The following is a 21,194-nucleotide window of genomic DNA, read 5'->3' as shown; positions in this document are numbered from 1 at the left end:
GCAACATGGCGTACGAAAGGCCCATGCCGTTGCTCGAATCCGCAGTGGATCTGCTCGACCTACACCGGGGACTGGACGACGAGGCCGTCGCGATCCGCGACACCACGCGCCGGTTCGTCGACCGCGAGCTGCGCCCGCACCTCGCCGACTGGTACGAAGCCGGGGCGCTACCGGTCCGCGAGATCGCCCGGACTCTCGGAGGTCTCGGACTGCTCGGGATGCACCTGGAGGGCTACGGCTGCGCGGGGGCGACCGCCACCGCATACGGCCTGGCCTGCCTCGAACTCGAGGCCGGCGACTCCGGCCTCCGCAGCCTCGTCTCGGTGCAGGGCTCGCTGGCGATGTACGCGATCCATCGCTACGGCGGCGAGGAGCAGAAGCAACGCTGGCTCCCGGCGATGGCGACCGGCGAGGCGATCGGTTGCTTCGGGCTGACCGAGCCCGACTTCGGCTCCAACCCCGCAGGCATGCGAACCCACGCCCGGCGCGACGGCGGTGACTGGGTCCTCGCCGGCACAAAGATGTGGATCACCAACGGTTCGGTGGCCGACGTAGCCGTGGTCTGGGCCCGCACCGACGACGGCATCCGGGGCTTCCTCGTGCCGGTCGGTACACCCGGCTTCACCGCACCGGAGATCACCCGCAAGCTCTCGCTGCGCGCCTCGGTCACCAGCGAGCTGATCCTGGACGACGTCCGGCTGCCCGCCGACGCGATGCTGCCGGACGCGGCGGGGCTGTCCGCGCCGCTCTCCTGCCTCAACGAGGCCCGGTTCGGCATCGTCTTCGGTGCCGTCGGCGCGGCCCGCGACTGTCTGGACACCGCGATCGCGTACGCCCGGGAGCGGGAGATCTTCGACCGCAAGCTCGCGGCCTTCCAAGCCACGCAGCTCAAGCTCGCCGACATGGGCGTGGAACTGGGCAAGGCGATGCTGCTGGCGCTGCACCTCGCCACGCTCAAGACGCAGGGGTTGCTGCAACCGCACCAGATCAGCGCCGGCAAGCTCAACAACGTCCGCGAGGCGATCCGGATCGCCCGCGAGTCCCGGACGGTGCTCGGCGCGAACGGGATCAGCCTGGAGTATCCGGTGCTGCGGCACGCCAACAACCTGGAGTCGGTGCTCACCTACGAGGGCACGTCGGAGGTGCACCAACTGGTCATCGGTCAGGCGCTCACCGGCACCGCCGCGTTCCGTTGACCAACCCCACCCTCCGGCACGGTCGACACCGGACGCGGCGTCGACCGTGCGGGTAGGGCACGCCCCGTTCGACGGTGGACTCAAGTCCACTTCGCCCGCGCCGGGACGGACGAATAATCAACCCCATGACGACTCATCCGGTGTATTCGTTCGCTGCCCGTCGGCGACTGCTGGGCTGGGCGTGCGTCCTGATCGGACTGGCGTTCGCCGAGGTGCTGGTGCTGGCCTGGGTGCTGACCACCCTGACGCTCGCCGCACTGTGGGTCACTCTGCCGCTGTTCACCGGCGCGGTCCTCGCCGCTCGGGCGATGGCCGACAGCCGGCGCCTCCTCGTGCATCGGGAGCTGGGAATCACCGTCGGGCGGCAGTACCGTCCGCTGCCCTCCGCCGGGTGGTGGGCCCGATTCAGCACGGTGTTACGCGATCCAGCGACCTGGCGCGACACCCGCTGGCTGTTCGTGGACACGACCGCCGGGGTGGCGTTGTTGACGGTGCCGGTCGCGGCCTTCCTCGCCGGGGTGCTCGGTCTGCTCCTACCGCTGGTGTGGAGCACGCTGCCCGCCGGTGCGAGTCTCGACTTTCCGTTCGGCACGACGATCCACGACACTCGCAGTGCCGCCGCCAATGGCATCCCGTGGGGGATCTTCTATCTGTGGTTCTGCTGGCTGATCACCCCGGTGATCATGCGGTGGTACGGCGAACTGACAGCCGTCATGTTGCGCCCCGGCCCACGGGCACTGCTCGCCGAGCGCGTCGACCAGCTCACCACGACCCGCACCCAGACCGTCGACGCCCAGGCGCAGGAACTGCGGCGGATCGAACGCGACCTGCACGACGGCACGCAGGCACACCTGGTCGCACTCGGCATGAGCCTCGGCATGGTGGAGAACCTGATCGGCGACGATCCGACCGTACGGCCGCTGCTGGCCGAGGCCCGGACGCACAACGCGCAGGCGATCGCGGAGCTCCGCGCGCTGATCAAGGGCATCCGCCCGCCGGTGCTCAGCGACCGGGGCCTGGTCGGTGCCGTGGAGTCTTTGGCGATCCGGATGCCCCTGCAGATCGACGTCGACATCGACCATGCGGGCCGGCTCAGCGACTCGGTCGAGGCGGCGGCCTACTTCACGATCTCCGAGGCGCTGGCCAACACGGTGAAGCACAGCGGCGCACGCCGGGCATGGGTGCGTGGCCGCCGGGAGCACGACCGGCTGCTCCTGGAGGTCGGTGACGACGGCCGGGGCGGCGCGGTGTTCGTGCCGGGGGGCGGTCTGGAGGGCGTACGGCAGCGTCTGGCCGCGTTCGACGGCACGCTGGAGATCGGCGGACCGGCCACCGGTGGGACCATGCTGACGATCGCGCTGCCCACCGCCGGCGCGTCCGTCGTCGCGGATCCGCTACCGGGCGGAGCCGATGCCGAGGTCTCGACGCCGCCGGGCCCCGGCAGCCCGGTGGGCGGCGCGGAGCGGTAACTCCGGGTCCGGCCCGCACGTCGACCACCCCGGGCCGGCGCTCCGGGTGGTCCGGGTGCCGCTCCGTCAGCTGTCGAGGTAGGCGAGCACGGCGAGCACCCGTCGGTTGTCGCTGGTCGATAGGTACAACCCCAGTTTGGTGAAGATGCTGCTGACGTGCTTGACCACTGCCTTCTCGGAGACGAACATCCGGGCGGCGATGGCACCGTTGGACCGTCCTTCGGCCATCAGCGCGAGAACGTCCCGCTCCCGTGGGCTCAACGACTCGAGGGACCGTCCCCGTGCCCGGCCGGCGAGTAGCTCGGCGATGACCTCCGGATCCATCACGGTGCCACCTGCGGCCACCCGCCGGACGGACTCGATGAACTGAGCGACGTCGAGTACCCGGTCCTTGAGCAGATAGCCGACCGCGCCCGCGCCGTCGACGAGCAGCTCACGCGCGTAGAGCGGCTCGACGAACTGCGAGAGGACGAGCACCGGCAGCCGAGGCACCACCGCACGGGCCTCGATGGCCGCCCGCAACCCGTCGTCGGTGTGGTGCGGTGGCATCCGGACGTCGACGACGGCGACGTCGGGCCGCTGCTCGATCAGTGCCGTTCTCAGATCGGGCCCGTTGTTCACGGCGGCGACAACGTCGAAGCCGGAGGCCGTCAGCAACCGGTGGAGACCGTCCCGCAGCAGGGCAAGGTCCTCCGCCAGTACGACCCGCACGCCTGCACCCCGTCATCGGTGGAAATCGGTCGGCGCATCTTCGCACACATCGGGTCGCTCGTGGATGTGTCTACAGTGGTAACGCCGGCCCGACTCGTTCCGGGAGTCACGTGACGGCGTACGGGAGCGGGCATGTGGCATCGCATACGTGAACTGTCGCTGCGTGAATGGGCCTTTCTGGTCGGGTACGGGATCGTGCCCGTCCTCGCCGGGATCGTCGTGGCCGGGCTGGCGGTCGATTCCTTCCGCGCGGAACGTGTCGGTGTCCCGGGAGTCGTCGTCGTGGAGGACTGCCACGAGCAGGAGGACGGCGGGGGCCGGGGATGGCGGTGCTCGGGACCGTTCGTCTCCGACGACGGCACGATCCGTCTCGACGCGGTCTCGCTCACCTCGCTGTTCGCGGAGCCACCCGCCTACGGAGACGCGGTGCCGGCTGTGGTCACCGGCCCGTCGGCACGGCGTGCCCATCAGCCGGACACGACCGGCGGGATCTGGGGGGCACTCGTCGCGGTCCTCCTCCTCGGTGGTGGCGGTCGGGTCCTCGTGGTGCAGCTGAGGACGACCGCTGTCACGCCCCAGGGGGTGTCGTCAGCCGATCCCGACACGGTGGCGCGGCTGCGACAGTTCGCCCGGGAGTGGGACCTCCTGCCGGCACCTACCGACGGTACGGCGGTGGCGCCGCCGGTGGCCGCCGAGCGGACGCGGGCCAACGTCGCGATCTGGCGGGTGGTGGCGAGTTGGCTGCTGCTCGCACTGTCCACCGGCGGTGTGCTGTGGCAGCTGGCGGCCTGGAACCGCGATCTGGACGCGGTCATGAGCGCAGTCGCGGTGGGCACGGTCACCGCCGACCGTCTCGGCGCGGACGACCGGATCGAGGTGGCCTACCGCGACGGCGACGGCACCGACCGGCGGGTGCGGTTGACTCCCCTGGACGCTGGACGGCTGCCGGTGGGCAGTCGGGTCCCACTGCGGTACGACCCGTCGCATCCGGAGCAGGTGACACCGGTGCAGCCCGAACTCTTCGCACTCGGGTCCCGCGATCGGAACGTCATGGCCGGCCTGGCCCTGGCACCGGGCTTCCTGCTGATCGGTGCGTGGGCCTGGCGACTCGGCCGGTGGGCCCTCGGCACGGTGCGACGGCCTGCGTCGGGCATCGCGCGCGTCCATGCCGCACACCTGCTCTGGGGCACCGAACCGACCGCCTTCTGGCTCGAACTGCACAGCGGGGGACGGATCTGGTATCAGCGCGTCATCTGGGACCGTCGACTGGTGCGCTGGCTGGACGGCTACCAGTGGGGAGCCGACCATGTCCCGGTGTCGCAGGCCCGCCGACCGTTGCCGGTCCACCTTCGCCGATGCCCCGGCCTACGGCGCATGTACCTGGTCGACGTCGCCGGAGTGGGGCGGCTCTGGCCGGCGAGCACCGCCCGGGGTCGCCCGCCCGGCAACTATCAGCTCGACCCGGTCATGCCGGGTGCCTTCGGCCATCCCGAATCGGCGGCACGGCACCTCGGGGTCGTGGTGGCGCTGGCCGTACTGGCGGGGATCGCCTGGTTCCTGACCGGACCGACCAGCAGTGTGTACGCCCTGACGCTGGTCGGTGCCTCGGCTCTGTGGAGCGGCGGTGCACCGTGGCGCGGCCTCTACGCGGTACGACCGCGAAGCGGTCCCGGCCACCGGTGACCGCCCCGCAGTCGCTGCTGTGCGTCGCCGACCTCCCCGGCGGCCAGATCGAGGCGGTCGACTCAACCGCCGGACCAGGGGTGGCGGGTCACGGGGTCCAGACCACGTGCGGGTTGACGCGTCCGCTCCAGTCGAAGACGGCCATGTTGTCCCAGCCGTTGCCGCTGCCGTTGATGTCCGCCGGGTCCCAGCCGTTGCCCCGGATCGCGTACCAGGTCGGCTCCCAGTAGAAGACGCCGACGCCGCCGGCGTTGCGCACGGTGTTCTGGACCCAGCTGAACTGTTGTGCCTGCCCGGCCCAGGTGGCCGGGATGTTGTCGCACAGCACGGTGCCGGGGATCGCGTTCCCCTGGTGGTCGGCGTTCGCCGTGGTGAACTGGTACGCGGTCTCGGCGAGCACCACCGGCTTGCCGTAGCGGGACTTCACGTCGGCGATCACGTTGTACAGGTTCGCCAGCGAACCGTGCCACATGCAGTAGTAGGACAGTGCGGTGACGTCCCAGGTGACGCCCTGGGACCGGATGCCGTCGTAGAACCAGCGGGCGTTGGCGAGGCTGTCGGCGTTGGCGGTGTGGATCCACACCTGGGTGCCGCCGTTGCACGCCTTGGTGGCGCGGTGGCCCTGCTTGAGCAGGCTGGCCAGCGGGGCGAAGTCGTCGTTGACGACCCGACCGGTCGGCCACAGCATGCCCACGTTGATCTCGTTGCCGATCTGCACCGCGTCCGGGGTGGTGCCCTGTGCCTTCAGGGCGCTGCACACGTCGTGGGTGTAGGTGTAGACGTCGTTCTGCAACTGGCTCAGGGAGTGGGTGGCCCAGGCCGCGGGCGGATACTGCTTGCCCGGGTCGGCCCAGGTGTCCGAGTAGTGAAAGTCGATCAGGAGTTTGAAGCCCTTCGCCTTGATCGTCCTGGCCTGCTGGAGCACCTTCGCCTTGTTGTTGTAGCCGCTGACCGGGTTGTTCCAGACGCGTAGCCGCAGGTAGTTGACGCCTTTGGCGGCGAGGATGTCGTAGGGGTCGGCCTGGGCGCCGGAGGCGTTGTAGTAGCGCGCCCCGAGGTCGAGGCTGCGTTGCAGGGACGAGACGTCGGCGCCGCGCATGGTGAGGGTGGTGGCCGCCTGCGCGGGGGCGGTCAGGGCCAGCGGGGCGGCGAGGACGACCACCGCCAGGGCGGCCCGGAGGGACCGTTTCATGGCGCTCCTTCACGGGGAGGATGCGATGCCCGCCGGGGAGCGGGCACGTCCGGCGGGGCTGCCGGACGGTTCGGGGACCAGGTGAGGTGGTGGGTACGCCGACCGTGGTCAGAGGCGCATCCAGTGTGGCAGCCAGCCCGCCGGGTGTCGACGCACATCGATGAGTTGGTGGTGGGCGGCACGGGTCAGTGCTCGTGCTCCGCGGCGAGGTCCGCATTCGCGGCCGCACCTCGAAGGGTGACGAGGGACCAGATCGCGGCGAGGACCATGATCCCTGCGCCGATCGTGCCGGTGACGGCGATCGCGTCGGTGAACGCGGTCGTCGCGACATCGAGGATCGAGGCTCCGGTGCCGCTGTCGACCTCGTCGGCGACCAGCAGGGCCTCGGCCATCGTCGAGGATGCCCGTTCGGCCAGGGACTCCGGCAGGTGCAGCGTCTCGGTTCCGGCGGTGAAGGCCCTGGTGTACCAGGCGACAAGCATCCCGCCCAGGACGGCGGTGCCCAGCGTCGTGCCGATCTCGTAGGCGGTCTCCGAGGTCGCGGCGGCCTGACCGGCTCGTTCGGGCTTGACGGAGCTCATGATGATGTCGTTGCTCAGGGTCAGGCCGATGCCCGCGCCGAGCGAGACCAGCGCGAGGGCGGTCGCGACCAGGGCCGGGCTCGACGTCGGCGCCAGGAACGTGGTCAACCCGAAGCCGGCGGCGGCGACCAGGAGGCCGGCCGCGATGACGTACGCGGGCAGGACGCGCTTGACCAGGGTCGCCGCGACGAATCCGGCGGTGCCGGCGAGAACCGCCTGAGGTATGAGCCAGACGGAGGCCTGGAGCGGGTTGAGGCCGAGCACGAGTTGGAGGTGCTGGATGAGGGCGACCAGCGCGCCGACCATCGCGAAAATCGACAGCAGGTCTCCGATCACGGCGCCCCGGAAGTGCCGCACCGTGAACAGCCGGACCTCCATGAGCGGCGTCGGCAGGGTGAGTTGCCTGCGGACGAAGTGGGCGACCGCGATCAGGCCGACGACGAGGGCCGTCACCGCGAGACCGGTGTCCTTGCCACCGGCCAGGGTCTTGAGGGCGTAGACCACACCGATCATGCCCACCAGGGAGAGCACGACACTGAGCAGGTCGATCCGGTGCAGCTCGGGGTTGCGGCTCTCGGGCAGCAGCAGCGGACCGACGATCACGAGAAGCAGCATCACGGGGATGTTCATCAGGAACGCGGCCTGCCAGCTGAATGCCTCGATGACCCAGCCACCGAGGATCGGCCCGACCGCCGCGCCCACCGACGCCATCGCGCCCCACACGGCCATCGCGTAGCGGCGCTGCTGCCGGTCGAGGAACATGTTGCGCACCAGGGACAGCGTCGAGGGCATCATGATCGCTCCGCCGACGCCCAGGAGGGCCCGGGCGCCGATCAGCATCCACGGCGAGGTGGCCAGCGCGCCGGCCACGGAGGCGATCGCGAAGACGACTGCGCCGATGAGCAGGTTACGTCGTCGACCGAAGCGGTCGCCCACGGTGCTCATCGCCACGAGCAGGCCGGCGAGAACGAGCGAGTAGATGTCGATCATCCACAGCTGCTCGATGCCGGTGGGGCTCAGCTCGGCGGAGATCGCCGGTAGGCCCAGGATCAGGACGGTGCCGTCGATCGTGATCAGCAGCAGGGGCAGGACGAGGACGGCGAGACCGATCCAGGTTCTGGCGGTGGCCTTGGGAGGGGCGTCATTCATCGAGACTCCTGTCGGCAGTCGGCGGGGCGGTGACGTCGCCAAGCTACCGTCCAGATGGCCGGTTAGACAACACAGGTGGTTTGTTGTGGCGGACGAGCGTGCGGCCACGCTCCTTCGGACGGGCCCTACCAGGACCCCGGCACGCAAAAGGGCCTGCTGTGCCGTTCGGCACCGCAGGCCCCAAAGGCCGCGGGAGAGGTCAGATGGGCGCGGGGAAGGTGCCGTCCGTAGCGAGGTCGAGCAGGAGCCGGCGCGCGGTCGCGATGCTCGCCTCGTCCTCCTCCCCGTGCAGGACCGCGATGGCGACCCCCTCGGCGGCGCGACGCACGAGCTGGACGCGCTCGGCACTCAGCCCGTCGGCGGCGAGCTGCTCGCTCCACCACTCACTGCGCTCCCGCACCACAGCGGCAATCCCGGGGACCGCGTACAGGCCGCTCCAGATCGGCACCGACGCGGCGTCGCGCGCCGCCACGACGTCGGTGCTTCCCGCGCAGAGGGCGCGAACGTAGGCGCGGAGCATCTTGCCGGGGTAGTTCTCCGACAGGTCGAGATGGCTGAGGACCGCCTCCTGGAAGCGTTCGTACGCATCCTCCACCACGGCCATCACGAGCTGCTCCCGGCTGCCGAAGTGGTGGATCAAGCCGCTCTTCGACACCCCGGCGGCGGTGGCGACCTGGGCCAGGGTGATGCCGTCGCCTCTCTCCAGGATCATCGGGGTGGCCGCATCGAGCACGGCACGCCGAGTGCGCTCCGCGTTGCGCGTCTGCCGCCCCTCAGTCACCGGCGCACCCACCCTCGACTCCGCTACGGACCATTTGGTCGACACTACAACGCAAGCGGACAGATGAGGGCGTCGGCGTGAACGTGCTCAGAGCTCCCGGTTCCGCGCATCCCAGGCGCGGATGCCGTCCAAGCGCTGCCCCGGCCGGAGTGCCTGCGGAGGGAACCAGAAGATCACCACATCGGTGTCCGCACTCCAACGAGCCAACCGCGCCGTGACCGTCTGGCCGCCGACCGTGCCGACGATCCCTGCGGCGGGCCCGACGAAGTATCCGAAGGTGGGCACTGGGTCGTCCGGCAGCACCTCACCCGACGGCTCGTACCCGATCTGGTGGAAACCGGGCCGGCGGTCGGCACCCTCGACGTCGTTGACCAGGAAGTCCAAGGTCAATTGCTGGGTGGGGGTACGCCGGCCGGCGGCCAACCCGATCGTCACCCCGGGCGCGCGGGGCACGCTGACCGGGACGACGTAGAACACCCGCTCCTCGTCGCCATACCAGATGCCGGTCCGCACGACGTCGCCGATCACCGGTGGGGGTGTCGCGACGCCGGTGGGTGTCTGCTCAGTCGATGCGGTGGCGGTCGCGGTGGGTGCCGGGTCCGGTGGCGCGGCCGGTTCCGGGGGGCGAGGTCGGTCCCACGCGACCACGACGCCGACGACCAGCACGATCGCGAGCACGATGGTGCCACCCTGGACCGCCCAGCGGCGACGGCGCAGCCGACGGCCGTCGCGCATGATGGTCTCGACGTCGAACCGGCCCCACTCGGCGTGTTCCGTCGCCTGCATCGCCGCACGGAGGCGGTCTGCCTCGGTCATCGATCCCCTCCCCGCGTGTCCGGAAACTCGACAAGGGTCTGACGCAGCTTCTCCAGCGCACGGGAACTCGTGCTCTTCACCGTGCCCACCGAGACCTCCAGCTCACGGGCCACCTGCAGTTCCGGCAGGTCGAAGAAGTAGCGCAACACCACGATCGCCCGTTCACGAGCAGTGAGAGTGCCGAGAGCGTGCTGCAACGTCCGCCTGGCGGCGACCTCGTCCGCGACGTCATCCCGATGCCGGTGCGGCACCTCGTCGGTGGGATGCTCCCGGATCGGACGCCGCCAACCGTCCACGATGTAGTTGGTCATCACCCGTCGGGTGTAGGCGTAGGGGTCGTCGCGTCTGACGCTCGACCAGGAGGCGTACGTCCGGACCAGAGCGGCCTGCGCGGCGTCCTCGGCCTGGTGATGGTCGCCGGTCATCAGGTACGCGGCGTGTGCCAGCCGTCCCGATGCCGCCCGGACGAACTCGACGAACTCCGCGTCACCCCTGGCCATGCTGCCTCACGACGTCTCTGACGGGCAGCACCGCGAAAAGGTTGAGCCGCCAACGGATCAACTTTCCGGAATCGTCGGCCGTCCTTCTCCCACCTGCCACGACCAGCGGCAGGCCCCATGGACGGAGGACCATGAGCTCGTTCGACACCGGGATGCGGACCGCCCGGAATGCGTTTCCGCCGTTGGTCGTACCGCTGATCGCCGTGCTGCTGGCCGGATGTGCCCCGACCGCCGACGCGGACGCGCGGGCCGCCGAACCCCCCGGACCGACGGTGACCGCCGCACCGACGGTGACCGCCGATCCCCTCGCGCAACCGCCTCCGCCGCCGGTCGGCTATCCGGCGACGGGCGACAACACGTGGGACATCGCGCCCGGCGAGCCGGGTTCGGGGCGGCGGGGCGCCGGGCAGTTACTGCGCTACCAGGTCGCGATGGAGCGCGGCATCCGGGGCATTCCGCTTGTTGAGTTCGCCGACCAGGTCACCGAGGCCCTCGCCCACCCGCAGGGCTGGACCGCCGGCGGACAGTGGCAACTGCGCCGGGTCGGCCCCGGCCGCCGGCCCGACTTCACCGTCTACCTGGCCACCCCGGTCACCCGGGACGTGCTGTGCCAGGACACGCCGGACGGCTACACCTCCTGCCGCAACGGCGATCGGGTCGTCCTCAACGTCGCCCGGTGGGTCAAAGGAGCACCCGGCTTCGGCAAGGACATCGACCGCTACCGCCAGTACGTGGTCAACCACGAGGTCGGTCACCGCCTCGGCATGGGCCACGAACTGTGCCCGGGACGCGGCCGACCGGCTCCGGTGATGCAGCAGCAGACACTGGGGTTGCACGGCTGCACCGCCAACGGCCTGCCGTACGTCGACGGCAGGCGTCACTCCGGCCCGCCCGGGGCCTACGACGATCGGATCCCGCCCCGCGACCGGGGCATGCCGAGCGACTGAGGCACACCGCTACCGTCAGACCCATCCGTCCCACCTCGGAACGGACTGCGGCAAGCCTGATCGACCGACCACGGTCGCGGCAGGACCGTCACACCGGTGCAGCCCGTCCGGAGGCTGTTGGTGGGTCGGGATGTGATTCGGCGGCACGTGCTCACGCTGTCGACGGCGTGGACACGTGCCGGCCTCTTCACCGTCGGGCTCGTCAGGGCGGGGTCAGTGTGGTTGTCGGCGGGCGGCCCAGGCCCGGACTTTGGCGCGGTTGCCGCAGGTAGCCATGCTGCACCAGCGGCGTCGGCCCCGGGGGTCGAGGAAGAGCCATCCGCAGTCGTCGGCGGGGCAGGCGCGTACCTCGGTGCGGGCGGGGGTGGTGAGCAGGTCGGCGGCGGCGCGGGCACCGGCCAGGAGCGGGAGTCGCAGGCCGAGGTCGTCGGGGAGTGACCAGTGGGCGAGCCCGGTGCGGTCGGTCTCCAGGGTCGCGGCGGCGGCGGCGCGTCGTGCCTCTTCGGCGACGTGCCGGAACGCGTCGGTGTCGTGCGGGTCGAGCAGGACGTCGTGCAGCGCGGTACGCAGTTGGCGAGTCGCCGCGAGCACCTCGTGGGCGGCGGTGGGGTCGCGGCGGCCCTGCTCGCGGAGTCGGGCGACGCTGGTCGGGGTGAGGAGCCTGACGTGCCCGGTCCATACCGCGAGGCGGTCGAAGTCGCGCAGCCATTCGCGTTCCGGGCTGGGTGGAGCGGCCCAGCCGGCCCAGGTGTTGCAGAGTTCGAGGGCGGGATGCCCGCCGATCGGGATGGGCATCGGATAGCCCTCGACGTTCACCCAGTGCATCCCGACAGTGTGCCTTGACTCCGCCCACCTAACCAGTAGTCTCATCAACACCGGTTAATACTTGAGAACTGGTTAGGTGGATGACATGCACCTGGCAAGGACAGTGCTCGCCGCCCTCACGGCCACGGCCCTGCTGCTCGCTCCCGCCGGCCCGGTGGCCGCTCGGGGCACCGGCACACCGCCGACGGCATCGGATCGTCAGGCCGGACGCGGCCCCCACCCCGAGCCCTGGCGCCCCTACGTCCAGCAGGAATGGACCGGCCCGGCCGGCCGTTACTGCTCGTTCCCGCTCGGCGTCCGCGTCGTCTCGCAGGACATCCGGGTCCGGGTGCTCGCCCGGTATCCCGACGGCACCGTCAAACATGAGGAGTTCGCGGGACCGCTGACCGTGGACTTCGTCAACACCGACACCGGGCAGGCCGTACGCCGGGACGCGGGTGGCTCCGGGCTGCTGGAGTACCGGCCGGACGGCGGCTGGCTGCGTTACACCATCGTCGGGCCGGCCGGGTTCGGGTTCCGGCCGGGCGATCTCCACCCGCGTGGCTACTACATCCTCGACGGCCTGCACGTCATCTCGATCGACGCGACCGGCACCCGTGGACTGGCACTCGCCGTCGGCCGGCAGGAGAACGTCTGCGTCGCCCTCGGCGACGCGGCGAACTGAGCGTGCGACGCGGCCCGGCCGCGCGTCCGACGCAGAGGCGGGTGGCGGAGGTCAGCCGGCGGCCGGGTCACGCGTGTCGGCGGGTACGAACAGCGGCGCAGCACGGTGAGCACGTCGATCTGGTGGGCCACGGACAGACGGCCCGGCTACGCCGTTTGCGCCGCTCGCGACGACCAGCCAGCGCATCATGAAGACCTCGGCACCGGCGGCGACGGCGATCCACCCCGTCGGTGCAGGACGGGGCGACGGTGAGGAGGCGGGGTGCTGGCGGCGGACCGCAGACTGGCTGCGCTGCTGCTGCTCACCTCGGTGTCCCCGACCATCGAGGCCGCCGTCGTGGTCTCACTGGGATTCGTCGCGGCGCAGGGTCTGGCGCCGCAGACGGCGGCGGTGTGGCCGTACGACACCTACCACGACCTGCGATGGCTGTACGTCTACCACGACTCCTGGCCCTCGTTCGCGCTCTGGCTCGGCATGCTGGTGGTGGCTCGGGGCCTGTTCCACACGCTGCTGGTGGTGTTGGCGTGGCCGGGCGAGGTGCCACGACCGCCGGTGCGGTGGCTGCTGCGACGCAATCTCGGGCTCGCCGCGCTGGTGGCGGTCTTCGTCGCGCCGTGGGCGCTGATCTCGGTGGCCGCGTCGGTGGTGGCGCTGTCCTGGGTGTTGCTGGCCTCGGTGGTGCCGATGTTCCTGCTGGCGCCGTTCCTGCAACGGGCTGCGGTGCTGGCGCCGTGGTGGCGGGGGCTGCCGTCGATCTCGCTGGTGGGCTGGTCACTGCTGAACTTCGTGGTGCTGACCATGGCCGGCGCGTTGTGTTGGAGTCTGCCGGGATGGTGGACGGTGCCGGTGGCCACCGTGGCAGGGGTGGTCAACGGGCTGTTGTGGAACCGGATCATCCGTACCGCGCTGATCAATCCGTCAACGCGGTGGGCGTGGATGCCGGCGACACCCGTCGCGGTGGTGCTGGCCCTCGCGGTGCCGTTGCTCATCCCGGTGCTGGTCGACGCCGTACCGGGCAAGGACCTGCGGGCCGAGGCGGTGGTCCTGGACCACCCGCTGCCACCCGACGTGCCGCAGGCGGTCATCGTCCTGGCCGGTTACGGCTCGTCCTACGGGGGCGAGCAACCTCCCGACGAGCGGGTCGAACGCTTCTCCTACCGGGGGCTGAGCTCGCACGGCGCTCCCCTGCCCTACGGATCGCGCGACACCGCGATCTCGGTGGCCGACAGTGTCCGACTGCTCGACGAGCAGGTGCGACGGCTGCACCAGCGCACCGGACGACCGATCGCCCTCATCGGCGAGAGCGAGGGCGCCATGGTCGCCCGCAGCTACCTGCAGCAGGGGGCGCATCCCGCCGTCGACACCCTGGCCATGTTCAGCCCCCTGATCAACGCGGGACGCGCCTACTACCCCCCGCCCCACGAGAACCGGGGCTTCGGCGTGGCCACCGGGTGGCAACTGCGGCTGGCGTTCGGCGCGATGCGTCTGGTCGGTGGCCCGCACACCGGTCCCGACGAACCGTTCATCCGGTCCCTGGTCGACGACGCGCCGTTCTATCGCAACCAACTCATGTGCCCCGTGCCCGGGATCCGGATGGTGGCCTTCATCCCCACCACCACCGCCGCCGAGGCGCCACCGGGCGAGTACAGCCGCATCCCCGTCTTCGAGATGCCGGGCGTGCACGGTGGCCTCCTCAACCGAAGCCTGGTCGCTGACCGGCTGCTCGCCTTCCTCTCCGGCGAACCGATCCGGCACGAACGCGACGAGTACCCCCTGCTGCAGCGCCTCGGTGCGGCCTGGCAGGCGCCTCCGCTGCCGATCGCTGCGAATCCCGCCTGGTCCCGCTTCCAGCAACCCGACCCCGCCTTCACCGGGAAGGTGTGCCAGCCGACCGGCTGATCCGCCCACCTGCCGTCCCGGCTCCGGCACCGCCGGTCGAGCGGCGGTGGCCAGCGCTCGGACGGTGCCGTGGGCGGCGCGTGAATTCCCCGTTGTGGCCGCCGCGCCCCGGCCCGATCGGCACAGTAGGGGCATGAGGGACGGGGGCTCGACACCGGCCGCGCTCCGGCGTCGGTTCCTCGTCCTTCGCACCGAGGGGTCCACCGGCGAGGTGAGCTGGATGGAACTCTTCATCGACCTGTTCTTCGTGTTCGCGTTCCTGCGGGTCACCAACCTGATGGCCAGCCACCTCGAATGGTTGGGGGTCGCCGAGGGCACCATCGTGGTGCTTATGCTGTGGCACTGCTGGAACTCCTGCGCCTGGCTCGGCAACGTCGTGTACCTGGACAAGGGCCTGTTGCCCCTGGTCGTCTTCGGCATCGCCACGACGCTGCTGATCATGGGCGTCGCCATTCCGGGCACCTTCACCGCCGAGTCCGGCGGCGTCTTCGAACCGCTGCTCGTCGCGTCCGGCTACCTGTTGATCATCTATGCCGTGCTGGCGGTGCTCAGTTATCTGCACTGGTCGCAGGGCCCGGCCGGGCGACGTCCGGTGATCGCGTCCTGGCTGACCTACCTGCCGGCCGGGGTGATCCTGGCCTGCGCGATCTGGCTGCCGCCCCGGCTCGACCTGCCGATCGACGACCGGCACCTGCGGACCGTGTTGTTCGCCCTGGTCATCGTGATCAACTTCAGTGCGCTGCGGGTGGTCAGCAGCGGCAACGCGCAGGTGGTGTCCAGCAGACACCTCGCCGAGCGGCATGGCCTGATCATCCTCGTCGCACTCGGCGAGACGGTCATCTCGGTCGGGGTCAGCCAGGGTCTGGGCGGCGACGAGCCCGTCACCTGGCAGCTTCTGGCCGGAGCCGCACTCAGCATCGCCGTGATCTCCGTGCTCTGGTGGACCTACTTCGACGTCGCGAAGGTCGTCGCGGAACACGCGATGCAGGCTCTCCCCCGCGCCGAGCAGTCCCGGATCGCCCGGGACGCCTACAGCGGCCTGCACCTGCCGATGATCTGCGGACTCATCGTGCTCGCGCTCGGCCTGAAGCACGCCGTCTCCTCCGCCACCGGCACCGCCGACCATCCCTGGCACGCCGCGAGCGCCGTTCTGTTGTTCGGGGGCGTCATCGTCTATCTCGGCGGACTGATCGCCTTTCAGCGTCGCGCCCTCGACATGCTCGGGCGCAGCCCGGTGGTGGGCAGCGTAACGTTGCTGGCGCTGTTGCCGCTGGCGGCCCGAACCCCACCTCTGGGTGCGCTCGCGTTGCTCCTGCTCGGGGTCACGGCGATGGTCGTCGCCGACCGCACCGTGTTCCGGCGACGCCACCGGCAACTACACGCGCGGGTCGATCCCGAAGTCGCCAAGATCCCGGGAGCCACACCGAAGGAACTCCTCGTCGACCTCGTCTTCGTGTTCGCGTTCATCCAGGTCACTGTCCTCATGGTGCGGGAGAACTCGGTCTTCGGGGTGGTGCAGGGGCTGATCCTGCTGGCACTGCTGTGGTGGGCGTGGGCGAGCTTCTCCTGGGTGACCAACGCGATCCGGCACGAGACCGTCCCGGTGCGTCTGGCGATGATCGGCGTCATGGCGTTGACGCTGATTCTGGGCATCGCGCTGCCACACACCTTCGAGTCGACTCCCGGTGGACTCCCCGGTGCCAGCGTCGTGGTGGCCGCGTACCTCGCCGGTTGGATCGTCCAGGCCGCGTTGGTCTGGTATGCCGCGCGGGACCAACCGGACCTGCCGGCCGTGGTCCGGCAGTCGGCGTGGCCCAGTGCGGTGGCGCTGGCGCTGCTGACCGGCAGCATCGTGGTGGAGGTGACCTTCGGCGACGCGCCACGGATCGACCTGATCATCACGATGATGTGGCTGGTCGCGGTGGTGACCGAGATCCTCGGGAGCTACCGGAGCGGGCTGCGCAGGTGGCGGATCCGCACCGTGCGGCACTGGACCGACCGCTACGCGTTGATCATGCTGATCGCGTTCGGTGAGACCATCATCGCCCTCGGGTTCTCCGGCGCGCAGGAAGCGACGTCGCTGCTGCTGGTCCTGCTCCTGGTCGCCGCCTCGATCGCCATCTGCACCATCTGGTGGTCCTACTTCCACACCGACGCCGGGCTCGCGCACGACGCCCTGCAGGCCGCCCGGGGCGAGGAGCGGGTCCACCTGGCCCGGGACGCCTACACGTACCTGCATCTGCCGATGGTCGCCGGGTTGATCCTGTTCGCGTTCGGCCTGCGCGAGACCCTGATCCTGCACGGCAGCCCCCTGGGCGCCCACACGCACGCTCTGGGTCACTACGCGCTCTATCTCGGTGCGGTCGCCTACATCGCGGCGAACCAGGCGTTCTGGTGGCGGGTGTGGAGGCGGGTCAGCGGCTCCAGGATCGGCGGTGCGGTGCTGCTCACCGTGCTCGCGCCCCTGACCGCGCCGCTGTCCGTGCTGTGGAACCTGGTGCTGCTGGCCGGCCTCGGGATCGTGTTCGCGGCGATCGAGATGCTCGCCAGCCGACGGGGGCGCACCGGCGTCGATCCACAGCCGGCCTGACGTCGCCGCCGGCCATTCCGTGTCGGGCGGAATGGTGGCGCGGGGACGGCCCCCACTCGGACGGACCGCCGAGGCGTTCCACTACCTCGCCGACGAACACGCGCGCGGCAAGGTGGTCATCACCCTGTGAGGCGTCGCCCGGTGCCCGCCTTCGCGCGTGGTGCTGGTCGGCGGGGTGACTCCGTAGACTCCGGGGGTGGAAAGCAGTCAAGGGCGTGTGCTGGCCGGCCTGTTGGACGCGGCGGAGGACGCCTCACCGGTCGAGGCGGTCACCCGTGAGGTCGGTGCCGCGCTCGGCGCGTCGGACGTCTCGTTCCTGATCGTCGATCTTAGTGGTCGGGCATTGGTGCGGTTGGCGCACGTGCCGTTCGACGATGCGGGTGGCACCCGCCGCCACGGTGACGAGGTCGCCACCGTGCAGCCGTTCGATCAGGGTCCCGCAGAGCAGGCGTTGCGGACCCAGACGGTGCAGGTGACCAAGCAGGCCCACGGCTGGACGGTGTTGGCGCCGGTCACCGACCGTGGTGAGGCGATCGGTCTGCTGGAGATGACGCTACCCACCGAGCCGACCGCGCAGGCGCTGGGGGAGATCTCCCACACGGCGCACGCGTTGGCCTTCGTGGTGATCGCCAACCGGAGACACACCGACCTGTTCGAGTGGGGTCAACGCACCACCCCGTTCACGCTGTCCGCGGAGATCCAACGTCGCCTGCTGCCGGGGTCGTTCACCTGTGAGGCGAGCGCGTTCACGCTCTCCGGCTGGCTGGAGCCGGCTGCCAGCATCGGCGGCGACACCTTCGACTACAGCCTGGGCCGCGACGTCCTGCACTTCAGCGTCACCGACGCGATGGGTCACGGCGTGTCCAGCGCGCTGACGGCCACCCTGGGAGTCGGGAGCCTGCGCAACACCCGCCGCCTCCCCGCCGGCCTGGTCGAGCAGGCCGACGTCGCGAACGCCGCGGTGGCCGAACACGCCGTCGTGCGCGGCAGCTACGTCACCGCGGTCCTGGGTCGCCTCGACCTCCGCAGCGGGGTCTGCGCGCTGCTCAACGCCGGGCACGTGCCGCCGCTACTGGTGCGCGGCGGGAAGACGCAGCCGGTACGGCTGCCGGGGAACCTCCCGCTGGGCATGTTCGCCGAAGCCGAGTACCAGCACGAGGAGGTCACGCTGCAGCCCGGCGATCGCCTGGTCGTGGTCACCGACGGCGTGTTGGAACGCAACGCCGCCGGCCTGGACCTTCCGGCGGTGTTGCCGACGCTCGGTGACCTGCACCCGCGCGAGGCCGTCCGGGCGTTGGCCGACGCCGTGCTCGAGGTGGCCGGACCCACCCTGGCCGACGACGCGACGCTACTGATCCTCGACTGGTACGGAGGGCACCAGCGCGGCCGGCTCGCCAACGCCGGCGCCGATGCGGAACGCGCCAGCGCGGCGCTGCCCGACTGACCGCCTCCTGCCGGTCACACCGCCGAAGGGCGATATGTTGCTTCGGCTCCCGGGACGTCGTCGTAGATGTCGATCACCCGATCCACCGAGGTGATGTTCAGCACGCGGCGCACCGCGGGCTGCACGCCGGCCAGGCTGAGCCGTCCGCCGGCCTCGCGCGACGACTTGAACATCACCACCAGCGCACCCAGTGCGCTGGAGTCCATGAACGCCACCCCGGCCAGGTCCACCACCACCTGTCGGTCACCGGCGTCGACGAGCTTCTGCAGGGTGTCCCGCAACCGCGGGGAGGTGGCCATGTCGAGGTCACCCTGCACCTCCACCACCGCGCACCCCCGGCCGGGCCGGGCCGACACCTGCAGATCCACAACAGCCTCCTCACGCGTTCCGCACACCAGCCTATGCGCCCGGCGGCGAAACCACCGCGAACGGGCACACCGCACGGCGGCAGCGTGGCCGTTTCAGCGGATCAAGCCCGGGTACGGTGGATCACAGTCGGTACGGCACCGGGACACCGACGCGGCCACGATACGGCCGAGAGGGAGCTGCGGGAATGCGCGTGACCATGACACTGTCACTGCCACGACAGCCCTCTTCGGTGACCCGCGCCCGCCACGTCCTGACCACTCTGCTCAGCCTCACCGACGTCGGTGAGGAAGCCCGGGATCACCTCGCGGTGATGATGTCCGAGGCCTGCGCGAACGCGGTGCTGCACGCCGACAGTGGCAGCATCGTCGACGTGACGATCCTCATCGACGGTCACGACTGCCTGATCGAGGTCGGCAATCGCGGCGACACCCCCGACGACGCGAAGCTCACCGCCGAGTTGCCGGATCCGCTGACCGTCGGTGGTCGTGGACTGCCTCTGATCGGCGCCCTCGCCGACACCGCCGCCTTCCTCGACGCGGAACCCGGCCATGTGCTGCTCCGCCTCACCAAATGCCTGAGCACGGTGGCGGCGCCGTCCACCTCCTGAGGATCCGGGCTCGTCGACTGACTCCCCTGCCGATCGCCCGGGCGGTCGGGTCGGCTCGCAGCGTCGCGCACACGCGCAGGGTGCCGACCAGGATCACCGTGGCCTCGTCCGAGTGCGCGTGCGGCCGTACTCGGCCAGTGCGTGGAACGCGGCCTTCGGCGTCCACGAGCCGTCCGGCAACACCCGCACGATCCCTCGCGCGGCCAGGTCGTAGTCGTGCGCCGGGTCACCGGTGGTCGGTAGGTGCCGGTTCGCGAAGGTGTACACGAACGCCGCCTCCACCCCGCCGGCTTCGTAGTCGCGCAGCAGATCCAGCACGTAGCGAGCCTGGCCCTCCTCGTCACGCTCCAACTCCGCGGTCAGTTTCGCCGCACGGCCGTGCTCGTCGTACGTCACGGGTTCCGTTCCTCCCGCGACATCGGCCGCGCCGCGATACGTGCAGCAGCCGAACTCGGTCACGGCGTACGGCTTGCCCTGGCCCACCGCCGCCGCCAGGGTCTGCGGGAACGCTGCGGCATTGGTCGCGTCGCGGTAACCGGCGTCGCTGGCAATGATGTCGAACCAGGCCCAGTCGACGTCCTCGAACGGGATCGAGGCGTAGCCGAGGGCACCGCCGAACCGGTCCCGCACCGCGGGCACCGCCTCGGCGAGGAAGTCGCGCACGGCGGCGCGCGCGGCAGGAATCGCTTCCCGCATCCTCATCGGTTCGGTCAACAGCGCCATGCGTTCGGCAAGGTCACGGCCGGGTAGAAAGCCGTTGGTGACCAACGAGATCTCGGAGCCGGCAAGGTACACCACCGAGGCGCCGCTGCGCCTCAGCCGCTCGGCCCGCTCGGCGCCGTCGAGCACGAACGCCATGAGCTCCTTGCGGTCGAGACCGTTGGTGAACGGGCAGTACCAGACCTCGAGTCCCGCCTCGGCGGCGATGTGCGCGGTCAGGTCCAGCCGCTCCTGGACACCGCCGGTGATGCGAACCGCGTCGCAGTGCAGTTCCTGACGGATGACGCGGAGGTCGCGCCGCACGGTCTCGGGGGCGAACGGTTCGTGGGTGGTGGATCCGGCACTGACGAAGCCGGTGTCGTAGTTCATGCCGAAGACGCGCATCGGGGACCCCTTCACATCTAAGGTACGCCGAGTACCCTATAAGGTACTTCCAGTACCCTGCAAGACATGGGCACCAGGCGCCGGGGCGCGGAGCTGGAACAGGCCATCCTTCACGCGGCGGCGGAGGAACTGCGCGAGTCCGGCTACGCAGGGCTGACCATGGACCGCGTCGCCGCCCGGGCCGGGACCAACAAGAACGCCATCTACCGCCGGTGGCCACATCGGGCAGCACTGGGGATCGCGGCATACCGCTACCTCTCCGACGCCGTGATGCCGAACCCCGACACCGGCAGCCTGCGGGGCGACGCACTCGACATGCTGCGGCGGGCGAACGAGACGTGGTCCTCGCCGCACGGAACGGTCCTCCGCGCCCTGCTGGCGGCGGCGGCGGACGACCCGGCGCTGCTCGACCTCATGCGCGAACGCTCGGGCGCGGACACCATGGACCGCGTCTGGCTGAGCATGCTCGAACGTGCCGTGGCACGCGGCGAGGCACCGCCGAGGGCCGCCCATCCGCGCGTCGCGACAACGCCCATGATGCTGCTACGAGCCGAGTACGCGATGCGCGGCGTCCCCTCGGTCCCCGACGAGGTGCTCCTCGACATCGTCGACGAGGTCTTCCTGCCACTCGTACGTGGCCGCGCCTGAACACCGACGGACCGAGCAG

19 protein-coding genes are annotated in these 21,194 nt (G+C 70.5%); 10 read left to right on the top strand and 9 right to left on the bottom strand.

Annotation, left to right across the window (positions count from 1 at the left end):
• The first annotated feature begins 23 nt into the window (after positions 1 to 23).
• Together ACFYTT_RS01125 and ACFYTT_RS01120 are read left to right on the top strand one after the other, a co-directional pair.
• The gene (locus ACFYTT_RS01125; RefSeq protein WP_387256927.1) at positions 24 to 1,196 is read left to right on the top strand and encodes an acyl-CoA dehydrogenase family protein; all 1,173 of its coding nucleotides are present in this window, start codon (positions 24 to 26) and stop codon (positions 1,194 to 1,196) included.
• Positions 1,197 to 1,321: 125 nt separating this feature from the next.
• The gene (locus ACFYTT_RS01120) at positions 1,322 to 2,665 is read left to right on the top strand and encodes a sensor domain-containing protein (protein WP_387256926.1); all 1,344 of its coding nucleotides are present in this window, start codon (positions 1,322 to 1,324) and stop codon (positions 2,663 to 2,665) included.
• Positions 2,666 to 2,731: 66 nt separating this feature from the next.
• Here ACFYTT_RS01120 and ACFYTT_RS01115 read toward each other — a convergent pair whose 3' ends face one another.
• On the bottom strand, positions 2,732 to 3,376 hold the full coding sequence (locus tag ACFYTT_RS01115; RefSeq protein WP_131051177.1) for a response regulator transcription factor: 645 nt from the start codon (positions 3,374 to 3,376) through the stop codon (positions 2,732 to 2,734).
• A 132-nt stretch (positions 3,377 to 3,508) separates the two neighbouring features.
• Here ACFYTT_RS01115 and ACFYTT_RS01110 point away from each other — a divergent pair, with 132 nt between their 5' ends.
• Positions 3,509 to 5,059 (top strand): DUF3592 domain-containing protein, encoded by a 1,551-nt coding sequence (locus tag ACFYTT_RS01110; RefSeq protein ID WP_387256923.1) that lies wholly within the window; start codon positions 3,509 to 3,511, stop codon positions 5,057 to 5,059.
• An 88-nt stretch (positions 5,060 to 5,147) separates the two neighbouring features.
• On the opposite strand, the gene ACFYTT_RS01105 is transcribed toward ACFYTT_RS01110, so the two are convergent.
• The 5 genes from ACFYTT_RS01105 to ACFYTT_RS01085 form a co-directional block, all read right to left on the bottom strand.
• Complete coding sequence (locus ACFYTT_RS01105) at positions 5,148 to 6,251, bottom strand: glycosyl hydrolase 53 family protein (protein WP_131051176.1); 1,104 nt, start codon at positions 6,249 to 6,251, stop codon at positions 5,148 to 5,150.
• Between the two features lie 185 nt (positions 6,252 to 6,436).
• The gene (locus ACFYTT_RS01100; RefSeq protein ID WP_387256921.1) at positions 6,437 to 7,981 is read right to left on the bottom strand and encodes an MFS transporter; all 1,545 of its coding nucleotides are present in this window, start codon (positions 7,979 to 7,981) and stop codon (positions 6,437 to 6,439) included.
• Between the two features lie 199 nt (positions 7,982 to 8,180).
• Positions 8,181 to 8,762 carry a TetR/AcrR family transcriptional regulator gene (locus ACFYTT_RS01095; RefSeq protein ID WP_387256919.1) on the bottom strand — a complete coding sequence of 194 codons (582 nt, stop codon included), beginning with the start codon at positions 8,760 to 8,762 and terminating at the stop codon, positions 8,181 to 8,183.
• A gap of 87 nt (positions 8,763 to 8,849) precedes the next feature.
• Positions 8,850 to 9,578: a hypothetical protein gene (locus ACFYTT_RS01090; RefSeq protein WP_387256917.1), complete on the bottom strand. Its 729-nt coding sequence runs from the start codon at positions 9,576 to 9,578 to the stop codon at positions 8,850 to 8,852.
• Positions 9,575 to 10,078: a SigE family RNA polymerase sigma factor gene (locus ACFYTT_RS01085; RefSeq protein ID WP_387256915.1), complete on the bottom strand. Its 504-nt coding sequence runs from the start codon at positions 10,076 to 10,078 to the stop codon at positions 9,575 to 9,577. The genes ACFYTT_RS01090 and ACFYTT_RS01085 overlap by 4 nt, the downstream gene beginning before the upstream one ends.
• Before the next feature lie 131 nt (positions 10,079 to 10,209).
• On the opposite strand from ACFYTT_RS01085, the gene ACFYTT_RS01080 reads away from it, so the two are divergent.
• On the top strand, positions 10,210 to 11,025 hold the full coding sequence (locus tag ACFYTT_RS01080; protein WP_387256914.1) for a DUF3152 domain-containing protein: 816 nt from the start codon (positions 10,210 to 10,212) through the stop codon (positions 11,023 to 11,025).
• A gap of 213 nt (positions 11,026 to 11,238) precedes the next feature.
• Here ACFYTT_RS01080 and ACFYTT_RS01075 read toward each other — a convergent pair whose 3' ends face one another.
• Positions 11,239 to 11,850 (bottom strand): CGNR zinc finger domain-containing protein, encoded by a 612-nt coding sequence (locus ACFYTT_RS01075; RefSeq protein ID WP_387256912.1) that lies wholly within the window; start codon positions 11,848 to 11,850, stop codon positions 11,239 to 11,241.
• An 85-nt stretch (positions 11,851 to 11,935) separates the two neighbouring features.
• On the opposite strand from ACFYTT_RS01075, the gene ACFYTT_RS01070 reads away from it, so the two are divergent.
• The 4 genes from ACFYTT_RS01070 to ACFYTT_RS01055 all read left to right on the top strand — a co-directional run bounded on the left by ACFYTT_RS01070 (position 11,936) and on the right by ACFYTT_RS01055 (position 18,447).
• Entirely contained in the window at positions 11,936 to 12,514 is a 579-nt protein-coding gene (locus ACFYTT_RS01070) for a hypothetical protein (RefSeq protein WP_387256910.1), read from the top strand.
• A gap of 261 nt (positions 12,515 to 12,775) precedes the next feature.
• The gene (locus ACFYTT_RS01065) at positions 12,776 to 14,413 is read left to right on the top strand and encodes an esterase/lipase family protein (protein WP_387256908.1); all 1,638 of its coding nucleotides are present in this window, start codon (positions 12,776 to 12,778) and stop codon (positions 14,411 to 14,413) included.
• Positions 14,414 to 14,546: 133 nt separating this feature from the next.
• A complete protein-coding gene (locus ACFYTT_RS01060) occupies positions 14,547 to 17,003 on the top strand; it encodes a low temperature requirement protein A (protein WP_387256905.1) in 2,457 nt (818 codons plus the stop codon).
• Positions 17,004 to 17,199: 196 nt separating this feature from the next.
• Complete coding sequence (locus ACFYTT_RS01055) at positions 17,200 to 18,447, top strand: PP2C family protein-serine/threonine phosphatase (RefSeq protein ID WP_387256902.1); 1,248 nt, start codon at positions 17,200 to 17,202, stop codon at positions 18,445 to 18,447.
• Between the two features lie 14 nt (positions 18,448 to 18,461).
• Here the strand turns inward: ACFYTT_RS01055 and ACFYTT_RS01050 are convergent, their stop codons facing one another.
• Positions 18,462 to 18,815 (bottom strand): STAS domain-containing protein, encoded by a 354-nt coding sequence (locus ACFYTT_RS01050; protein ID WP_387256900.1) that lies wholly within the window; start codon positions 18,813 to 18,815, stop codon positions 18,462 to 18,464.
• Positions 18,816 to 19,012: 197 nt separating this feature from the next.
• Here ACFYTT_RS01050 and ACFYTT_RS01045 point away from each other — a divergent pair, with 197 nt between their 5' ends.
• Positions 19,013 to 19,423 carry an ATP-binding protein gene (locus tag ACFYTT_RS01045; protein WP_387257951.1) on the top strand — a complete coding sequence of 137 codons (411 nt, stop codon included), beginning with the start codon at positions 19,013 to 19,015 and terminating at the stop codon, positions 19,421 to 19,423.
• Positions 19,424 to 19,516: 93 nt separating this feature from the next.
• Here the strand turns inward: ACFYTT_RS01045 and ACFYTT_RS01040 are convergent, their stop codons facing one another.
• Positions 19,517 to 20,527, bottom strand: coding sequence for a hypothetical protein (locus ACFYTT_RS01040; protein ID WP_387256898.1), 1,011 nt, complete (start codon positions 20,525 to 20,527; stop codon positions 19,517 to 19,519).
• A gap of 66 nt (positions 20,528 to 20,593) precedes the next feature.
• Between ACFYTT_RS01040 and ACFYTT_RS01035 the strand changes: the two genes are divergently transcribed.
• Positions 20,594 to 21,175: a TetR/AcrR family transcriptional regulator gene (locus ACFYTT_RS01035; protein WP_131051160.1), complete on the top strand. Its 582-nt coding sequence runs from the start codon at positions 20,594 to 20,596 to the stop codon at positions 21,173 to 21,175.
• Positions 21,176 to 21,194 lie beyond the last annotated feature (19 nt).

Source organism: Micromonospora sp. NPDC003816 (genome assembly GCF_042874705.1).
In the GTDB taxonomy this organism is placed as follows: Bacteria; Actinomycetota; Actinomycetes; order Mycobacteriales; family Micromonosporaceae; genus Micromonospora.
The sequence above is the reverse complement of the archived record's forward strand: the minus strand, read 5'-3'. Positions and strand labels throughout refer to the sequence as shown.